The sequence below is a fragment of the Kitasatospora sp. NPDC093558 genome (assembly GCF_040683475.1).
Classification (GTDB): Bacteria; Actinomycetota; Actinomycetes; order Streptomycetales; family Streptomycetaceae; genus Kitasatospora.
The window spans coordinates 1-7,794 of record NZ_JBFBDY010000309.1 but is presented as its reverse complement, the minus strand read 5'-3'; the positions used below and the strand labels follow the sequence as shown (position 1 = coordinate 7,794).

Below are 7,794 nucleotides of genomic sequence, written 5' to 3'. Positions count from 1 at the left end.
GCGGCGCCGGCATCAACTGCGTCGGCCTCCTCCCCGACGGCCGCACCGCGCGCTTCCCCGCCCTCGGCGAACTCACCGGCGACTGGGGCGGCGGCGCCAGCCTCGCCGCCCACAGCATGTGGCACGCCGTCCGCGCCGAGGACGGGCGCGGCGCGCCCACCGCCCTCGCCCGGGCCATCGCCGACCACTTCGGGCTGCCCAGCGCCGGCGCCGTCGCCGAGGGCGTCCACCTCGGGCACCTGCCGGCGGCGCGGCTGCACGAGATCGTCCGGGTGCTGTTCGCCGTCGCGGGCGAGGGGGACCCCGCCGCACTGGAGCTCGTCGACCGGCAGGCCGACGAGATCGTCCGGCTCGCCGTCGTCGCGCTCACCCGGCTCCAGCTGCTCGACGCACCCGCCCCGGTCGTACTCGGCGGCGGGGTGCTCGCCTCCCGGCAGCCGCTCCTGCTCGACAACGTCACGGCGCGGCTCGCGCAGGCCGCGCCGCTGGCCGAGCCGCGCGTCGTCGTCGCGCCGCCGGTGCTCGGGGCGGCCCTGCTCGGGCTCGACCACCTCGGGGGCGACGCGCGGGCCCGGGCTAGGGCCCAGGCGCGGGTGCGGGAGGCGTACGAGGCCTCGCGGCCCGTCGCGGCGTAGGGGGTGCACGGACTTCCCGTCCCCGCCGGGTCCGCACATCCGGCGGGGGCGGGATTCGTGCTTCCCGGGGATGCGCGGATCGCGGGTTTCGGCGGGGTGGGATACGGGTTTCGACGGGGGCGGGATCACGGGTTTCGGCAGGGGCGGGAACCGCGCCCCGACCGGCACACGTATAACCGGATGTCCGCGTCCGCCACACCTCCGGGGAGACTGGTGCCATGGCCCCGCCCCGAACCCTGCTCACCGCCCTCCTCTCCTGCACCGCCGTGGCCATCTCCGTCGTCGGCCTCTCGTCCTGCACCCCGGCCGACGAGAACCCCACGGTCGTGAGCGCGTCCACCGAGCTCGGCGGCGCGGACGACGACGACCCGGGCGACCCCGGCGACCCCGGCGACGCGCCCGACGACGGCGTCGAGGCCGCCCCGCCGCTGCCGTCCCCCTCCGCCTCCCCCGCCTGCTCTCCGGCCGGCGAACGGCCCGGGCACAACGTGCTCCGCGTCGTCGCCGTGACCGCCGTGGGCACCCCGGACACTGCCGAGCTCACCGCCCGCGCCACCCGGTACCACTGTTCGCCGAACCGCTTCGAGCCCGTCGGCGGCCCCGTGCGCTACGCCTTCGCCGCGGCCGGCGTCGAGGCCGCCCTCGTCGACCTGCCGAACGGCGAGCCCGCCAAACCCGTGCCGCTGCCCGAACTCCTCGGGCACCTCGACGGCTGCCTCGCCGGCCGCCCACCCGCCGCGCCGTACGGCTGCTACGGCAACACGTACGACGTCGTCCTCGACTCGCACGGACGCATCATGCGGATCGCGGAACTGGGCCGTCCGTACGGTTCCGAAGGGGCCCACCCCTCGCGATAGGTTGGTGCCCCATTCGATCGGAGGGGCGGGCGACGTGCGTGCACACGAGCCGGACGACGCGGACCGCCCCACCGCGCCCGAGCGCCCGCCGGCCCGGGCCCGTGCCATCGCCGACAAGATCGACCACCTGATATCCCGCGACGCCGCCCGCGCCGGTGGCCGCGCCCCCACCTACCGCGAACTCGCCGACCGCATCAACGCCGTCGCCGGACGCGACGTCATCTCCAAGGACACCATCCGCAACCTCCACCACGGCGTGACGCAGAAGGGCCAGTGCCCCAACCCGACCGTCGACACCCTCGACTGGCTCGGCCGCGGCTTCGGCATCCGGCAGGGCGCGGCCTACTTCCTGGACGACCGCAGGACCGCCGACGTCGACGAACAGCTCGACCGGCTCGACAAGTTCGGGGACCTCCGGCAGGCCCTCGGCAACTCCGGGGTGGTCAGCCTGGTCAAGCGCGCCTCGGGACTGTCCGACAACAGCCTGCACATGCTGCTCGCGCTCGCCGACCGGCTCAAGAGCCTGGAGGACGGGGCGCCGGCGCGCGGCAACCCCGGGCTCCCGCAGGGGAAGTGATTCCCGGACGTCGCCTCGCGGGGATGTTCTCCCGCTCTGCTCGCCTGCTCGCCTGCTCGCCGCTGATTGAAGGAACGTTTTCCCGCATGCCTCTTCCCCGCGGCCTCCGCAGGCGCTGCGAGAACATCCTCGGCGCGCTCGACCTGCCCGCCCCGTTCACCGTCGAAGGCTTCCGCGCCTCCCTCGAACGCCACCGGGGCCGGCCCATCGCCATGGAACCGCTGCCCGCCCTCGGCCACGACGCCCCCTGCGGGCTGTGGATCGCCCTTCCCAGCATCGACGTCGTCTTCTACGAGCAGCACACCACCCCCGCCCACCAGGACCTCATCAAGCTGCACGAGCTCGGACACGTCGCCTGCGGACACACCGGCGCCCTCGAACTGGGCCACCTCACCGGCCTGTTTCCGAACCTCACCCCCGAATTCGTCGCCCACGCCCTCGGCCTGGCCCGCACGAGTTACACCACCGTCGAAGAACAGGAGGCCGAGATGATAGCCCTGCTGCCGGCCGACCTGGCGGGAACCGACCGCGCGAGGACGGAATCCTCCCAACGGTTCGTCGACAGCATGCTCAGCCCGATCGCACCCCTCCGGCGCGGACGGCGGCGAGGGTGAGGATGCTGCGCTCCGCCTTCGAGATCCTCATCCCGGCGCTCCTGTGGACCGCCGTCGTCTGGCGCGCCCCCTGGGCCTTCCGCTCCCCCGCCACCCGCGCCCTCTGGGGCACCATGGCCACGATGGCGCTCGCCCTCACCACGCGGCCCGCCCCCGTCGCCCGCTTCCTCGAGGACGGCACCGGGCTACCCGAGGTGTCCGTCCTGATCAAGCACCTCCTCGGCATCGCGGCGGCGACGTTCCTGCTCGACTACGTCTTCGCGATCCACGGGAAGCCCGGGACGGGCCTGCGCTCGGCGAAGCTCCGGCACGCTGCCGCAGGGGCGGCGTGCGTGACGATGGCGGTGCTGTCGATCTTCTTCTTCCAGCACGAGCAGATCGGGCCCGACGGCATCGACGCGCACTACGCCGACCGGCCGGTGCAGCTCTACCTCACCGTCTACTACCTGTTCTTCTTCGCCTCGACGCTCCTCGCCTCCCGGCTCTTCTGGTCGAACCGGCTCAACGTGCCCCGCGGCCTCCTGCGCACGGGCGTCCGGCTGATGGCGGCGAGCACCGGGACCGGGGCGGCGTACGTGCTGTACCGCGTCTACTACATCGCGACGCACACCGTGGTCGCGCACGACCCGGTCACCGGGAAGCCCGTCCCGCCGTACGACCCCATCGGCGAACTCCTGCCGGCCGCGGCGGCCATCCTGCTCGTGCTCGGCATCGCCATGCCGCCGCTGCGGACCGTGAGCCACTACGTCCGCGACCAGTACGCGATGTGGCGGCTCCACCCGCTCTGGGCCGACCTCGTCGCGGCGGCGCCGCAGGTCGTCTTCGGCACCCCGGCGGGACGGGTCCGCAACCTCCTCACCCTCGGCGACCGCTCGCTCGACGTCGCCCACCGGGCCTTCGAGATCCGCGACGCGGCCCTGGCCCTCCGGGACGCTCTCCCACCCGCGGCCCCGGGCACCGGCGCCCCGGTCGCGACCTCCGGCTCCCCGGCCGTCGACCGAGCCCGCGCCCACACCGAAGCCGCCTGGCTCCACGCCGCCCTCCACCACCACACCACCGGCCACCCCCCAGCCACCGGCATGCCCCCCGAACCCGACCACCCCGGCGGCGCCACCCCCCAAGAAGAAGTCACCTGGCTCCTGAAAGTAGCCACCGCCTACCGCCACCTCCCAACCTGACCCAAACGCCCCCTCCACCCCCACCCGAGAAGTCGGCCCGGCCGACTTCTCGCGCGCGGCAGCCTGCGGCTGGCCAGTGAGGCATCGCGTGGGAAGTCGGCCCCATCGACTTCCCACGCGCTTGCGGGGTGCGCAGGCCCCACCGCGAAGGCGCTGCACAGGAAGTCGGCCCCGTCGACTTCCTACGCAACCTCCGCACGCGCCCAGACCCACCACACAGGAAGTCGCGCCGGCCGACCTTTCGTGCGCGGCAGCTTGCGGCTCGGGAGTGAGGCATCGCGTGGGAAGTCGGCCCATCGACTTCCCACGCGCCTCGACACCCCCACCACGCGGTGCGAGGTGCGCAAGCCCCACCGCGAAAACGCTGCACAGAAAGTCGGCCCGGCCGACTTTTCGCGCACCCTCAACACCCACCCTCCCCTCGCAGCAGCACGAGCCCCAACCCGCCGCGCAGGAAGTCGGGCCCATCGACTTCCTACGCAACCTCCGCACGTGCCCAGACCCACCACACAGGAAGTCGGGCGGGCCGACCTTTCGTGCGCAGGAGTTGGGAGCAGGGCACATGAAGGCAGCAACGTGGGGCGAAGGGGGGGCCGCGCGAGAAGTCGGGCCCGTCGACTTCCTACGCGACCTCCGCACGCGCCCAGACCCACCGCAGGACTAACGCGCAGGAAGTCGGACCGGCCGACTTCTTGTGCGCGGCATCTTGCGGCTCGGGAGTGAGGGATCGCGCGGGAAGTCGGGCCTATCGACTTTGCGCGCGCCTCGGCACCCCCAGCTGGTGATGGGGGAGCGCGGGCCTGCCGTAGAAGCGCTGCGCAGGAAGTCGGGGCCGTCGACTTCTCGTGCGCGGCGGGTTGCGGCTGGGGAGTGTGGCATCGCGTGGGAAGTCGGGCCCATCGACCTCCCTCGCGCCTCGGCACCCCCAGTTGGTGATGGCCGTAGAAAGTCGGGCTCGTCGCTCGGGGCTGGGTGGGCGGAGGCCGCGGGAGATGTGGGGTGTTGCGCAGGAAGTCGATCGGGCCGACTTTTGGTGCGTGGTTGTTGGAGGCCATCACGTGGGTGGGGCGGGGTGTCCAAGGGGTGGGCGGGGGTGGGGGTGGGTCGGGGTGGTGGGGTTGGGTGGGGGGATGGGTGATGGGCGGCGGTGGGTGGTGTTGGTCGTCGGGATGGTGGCGATGACCTCGGGGTGTGCGTTCCAGTTCGGGTTGCCGTACCTCATTCCGGCCCTGCGGGCGGGTGGGTTGTCGCTGGGGCAGGCCGGGCTGGTGGCGGCCTGTCCGACCGTCGGGTTGGTGCTGACGCTCGCGGCGTGGGGTGCGGCGGCGGACCGCTGGGGTGAGCGGTGGGTGCTGGCGTCCGGGCTCGGGCTCGGGGGTCTGGTGCTGCTGGGGGCGTCGGCGGTGCGCGGGACGGTCGGGCTGGGGGTGTGTTTCCTGGTCGCCGGGGCGGCCGGGGCGTCGGCGCACGCGTCGAGCGGGCGGCTGATCCTCGGGTGGTTCCCGGCGCGGGAGCGCGGGTTGGCGATGGGGTTGCGGCAGACGTCGCTGCCGCTGGGGGTCGCGCTGGCGGCCCTCCTGCTTCCACCGTTGGCCGCGCACGGACGGTCGTTGGCCCTCACGGTGCTCGGGGCGTTGAGCATCGCGGCGGCGCTCCTGGTGGTGGCGCTGGTGCGGGACCCCGTACGGGCGGAGGCCGGACACGGCGCGCGGGCCGGGAACCCGTACCGGACGCCGGTGTTGTGGCGGCTCCACGGCGCGGCGACCCTGCTGGTCGTGCCGCAGTTCACGGTGTCGGTGTTCGCGTTCGTGTTCCTGGTGGAGGAGCGCGGCTGGTCGCCGTCGACGGCGGGCCCGGTGCTGGCGGGTGTGCAGGTGGCGGGGGCCGGCGCGCGGTTGGCGGCGGGCTGGTGGTCGGACCGGGCGGGGAGCCGGACGGTGCCGATGCGGCGCCTGGCGCTCACGGCAGCCGGCGTACTGGCGGTGCTGGCGGCGGGTGCGTTCGCCCACTCGGTGGCGGCGACGGCCGCGTTGATGGCGGCGGGCGTGCTGACGGTGTCGACGAACGGGCTGTCGTTCACGGCGGTCGCCGAGTACGCGGGCGGGGCCTGGGCGGGCCGCGCCCTCGGGGTGCACACGACGGTGCAGAACGCGGTGGCGGCAGGCGTCGCCCCGACGGCGGGGGCGTTGATCGGCGCGGCGGGGTACGCGTGGGCGTACGCGGTGGTGGTGGCGTTCCCGCTGGTCGCGGCGCTGGTGGTGCCGGGGCCCGATCCCGTGCACCCGAGGGGACTTGACCTCAAGGGCGCTTGAGCTTGTCGAATGGTCGCATCCGATCCATCGATGCGAGAGGCGAGTGGCGAGAGGCGAGCGGTCAGGGCTCGCCGGCCGGAACACCGCCGTCGAACCCGTCCGCCGACTGACGTGCGGCTTCGGGCCCCGGCCGGGACGACCAACCCGGCCGGGGCCCCGGCGTGTTGTGTGGACGGCCTCCATACTGTTGCGGAACTCCCCTCCGAATGTTGATAGACGGCGTCGCTACGCGCATGGATGTGCCTCGAACTGCCCTCTTTTGGCGTTCGCTACGGTACGGCTGGGTTTCCTTTGCCGCCGATCTCGTTGACCCGCTTTCAGCGGCTCTGCTTTGCTTCGGGCCACCCTTTCGTCCCCATGCACCGCCGGCGCTCCCCACCCCTGCGCCGGCGGCAGAGAGGAACCCTCACGATGGGCATGTCCCCCACCTCCAGAGTCCTGACCGGCCTCTCCTCGCTGGTGCTCGCCGCCGCGGGCTTCGCCGCCGCCGCGCCCGCGCAGGCGGACCAGCCGACCGGCGAGTTCGCCGGGCACACCCACCCGTACCGGCACGGCGTCGTCCCGACCAAGGAGGCCGGCACCGCCGCGGCCGGCAAGCGCACGACGAACCTGAACTACGGCGGCGGCGTCGACGGCATCGGCGTCACCACCGGCACGCCCAAGGTGTACCTGGTCTTCTGGGGCTCCCAGTGGGGCACCCAGGGCACCGACGCCAACGGCTACACCACGCTCTCCGGTGACCCGAGCGGCATCGCCGTCCGCGCGCAGCAGCTGTTCAAGGGCCTGGGCACGAACAACGAGACGTGGTCCGGCGTCATGACGCAGTACTGCGAGGGCATCACCAAGGGCGCGACCTCCTGCCCGTCCACCGCCGCCCACGTCGGCTACCCGACCGGCGGCGCGCTGGCGGGCGTCTGGATCGACCCGTCGGCGGCCGCCCCCAACCAGGCCACCGGCAACCAGATCGCCAACGAGGCGATCAAGGCCGCCGGCCACTTCGGCAACACCACCGCCGCGGCCAACCGCAACGTCCAGTACGTGGTGCTCTCCCCCACCGGCACCCACCCGGACGGCTTCAACACCACCACCGGCCAGTTCTGCGCCTGGCACGACTGGAACGGCGACACCACCCTGACCGGTGGCGCGGCCGCCTCCCCGTACGGCGACATCGCGTTCACCAACGACCCGTACGTCACCGACATGGGCACCTCGTGCGGCCAGAACTACGTCAACTCCGGCAGCGCGGGCCTGCTGGACGGCGTGACGATGGTGTACGGCCACGAGTACTCCGAGACCATCACCGACCAGAACCCGGCGGGCGGCTGGACCGACTCGTCCGGCTCCGAGAACGCCGACAAGTGCGCCTGGAAGGGCACCGGCGGCGTCGGCGGCGCGCAGAACGTGGCCTTCGCGACCGGCTCGTTCGCGATGCAGGGCACCTGGGCGAACGACTACAACGGCGGCGCGGGCGGCTGCGAGATCTCGCACCCGGTCGTTCCGTGAACCGCTTGAGCGACTTGAGCGACTTGAGCGACTTGAGCGACGACTGAGAACCACCTGAAGGCCGCCGGACGGCAGGCGCCGGAGCGGGCCGTGCGGGCCCGCTCCGGCGCTTCGCCGT

The 7,794-nt window shown here is 73.3% G+C and carries 6 protein-coding genes and 1 pseudogene; all 7 read left to right on the top strand.

The features are described from left to right. Positions 1-635: pseudogene (locus AB0O00_RS24635) on the top strand (ATPase); the annotation flags it as partial. 218 nt (positions 636-853) lie between these two features. Continuing rightward, on the top strand, positions 854-1,492 hold the full coding sequence (locus AB0O00_RS24630) for a hypothetical protein (RefSeq protein WP_363655168.1): 639 nt from the start codon (positions 854-856) through the stop codon (positions 1,490-1,492). 34 nt (positions 1,493-1,526) lie between these two features. Next, the gene (locus tag AB0O00_RS24625) at positions 1,527-2,069 is read left to right on the top strand and encodes a hypothetical protein (RefSeq protein WP_363655166.1); all 543 of its coding nucleotides are present in this window, start codon (positions 1,527-1,529) and stop codon (positions 2,067-2,069) included. 86 nt (positions 2,070-2,155) lie between these two features. Further along, positions 2,156-2,683 (top strand): hypothetical protein, encoded by a 528-nt coding sequence (locus AB0O00_RS24620; protein WP_363655164.1) that lies wholly within the window; start codon positions 2,156-2,158, stop codon positions 2,681-2,683. Positions 2,684-2,685: 2 nt separating this feature from the next. Then, positions 2,686-3,861, top strand: coding sequence for an MAB_1171c family putative transporter (locus AB0O00_RS24615; protein ID WP_363655162.1), 1,176 nt, complete (start codon positions 2,686-2,688; stop codon positions 3,859-3,861). A 1,178-nt stretch (positions 3,862-5,039) separates the two neighbouring features. Continuing rightward, complete coding sequence (locus AB0O00_RS24610; RefSeq protein WP_363655161.1) at positions 5,040-6,173, top strand: MFS transporter; 1,134 nt, start codon at positions 5,040-5,042, stop codon at positions 6,171-6,173. Positions 6,174-6,584: 411 nt separating this feature from the next. Next, positions 6,585-7,676 carry a hypothetical protein gene (locus AB0O00_RS24605; RefSeq protein ID WP_363655159.1) on the top strand — a complete coding sequence of 364 codons (1,092 nt, stop codon included), beginning with the start codon at positions 6,585-6,587 and terminating at the stop codon, positions 7,674-7,676. Positions 7,677-7,794: the final 118 nt, after the last annotated feature.

Bases quoted from the DNA above. Each gene is read 5' to 3' on its own strand.
- AB0O00_RS24605 (WP_363655159.1), top strand. From the start codon at position 6,585: ATGGGCATGTCCCCCACCTCCAGAGTCCTGACCGGCCTCTCCTCGCTG.
- AB0O00_RS24620 (WP_363655164.1), top strand. From the start codon at position 2,156: ATGCCTCTTCCCCGCGGCCTCCGCAGGCGCTGCGAGAACATCCTCGGC.
- AB0O00_RS24610 (WP_363655161.1), top strand. From the start codon at position 5,040: ATGACCTCGGGGTGTGCGTTCCAGTTCGGGTTGCCGTACCTCATTCCG.
- AB0O00_RS24615 (WP_363655162.1), top strand. From the start codon at position 2,686: ATGCTGCGCTCCGCCTTCGAGATCCTCATCCCGGCGCTCCTGTGGACC.
- AB0O00_RS24630 (WP_363655168.1), top strand. From the start codon at position 854: ATGGCCCCGCCCCGAACCCTGCTCACCGCCCTCCTCTCCTGCACCGCC.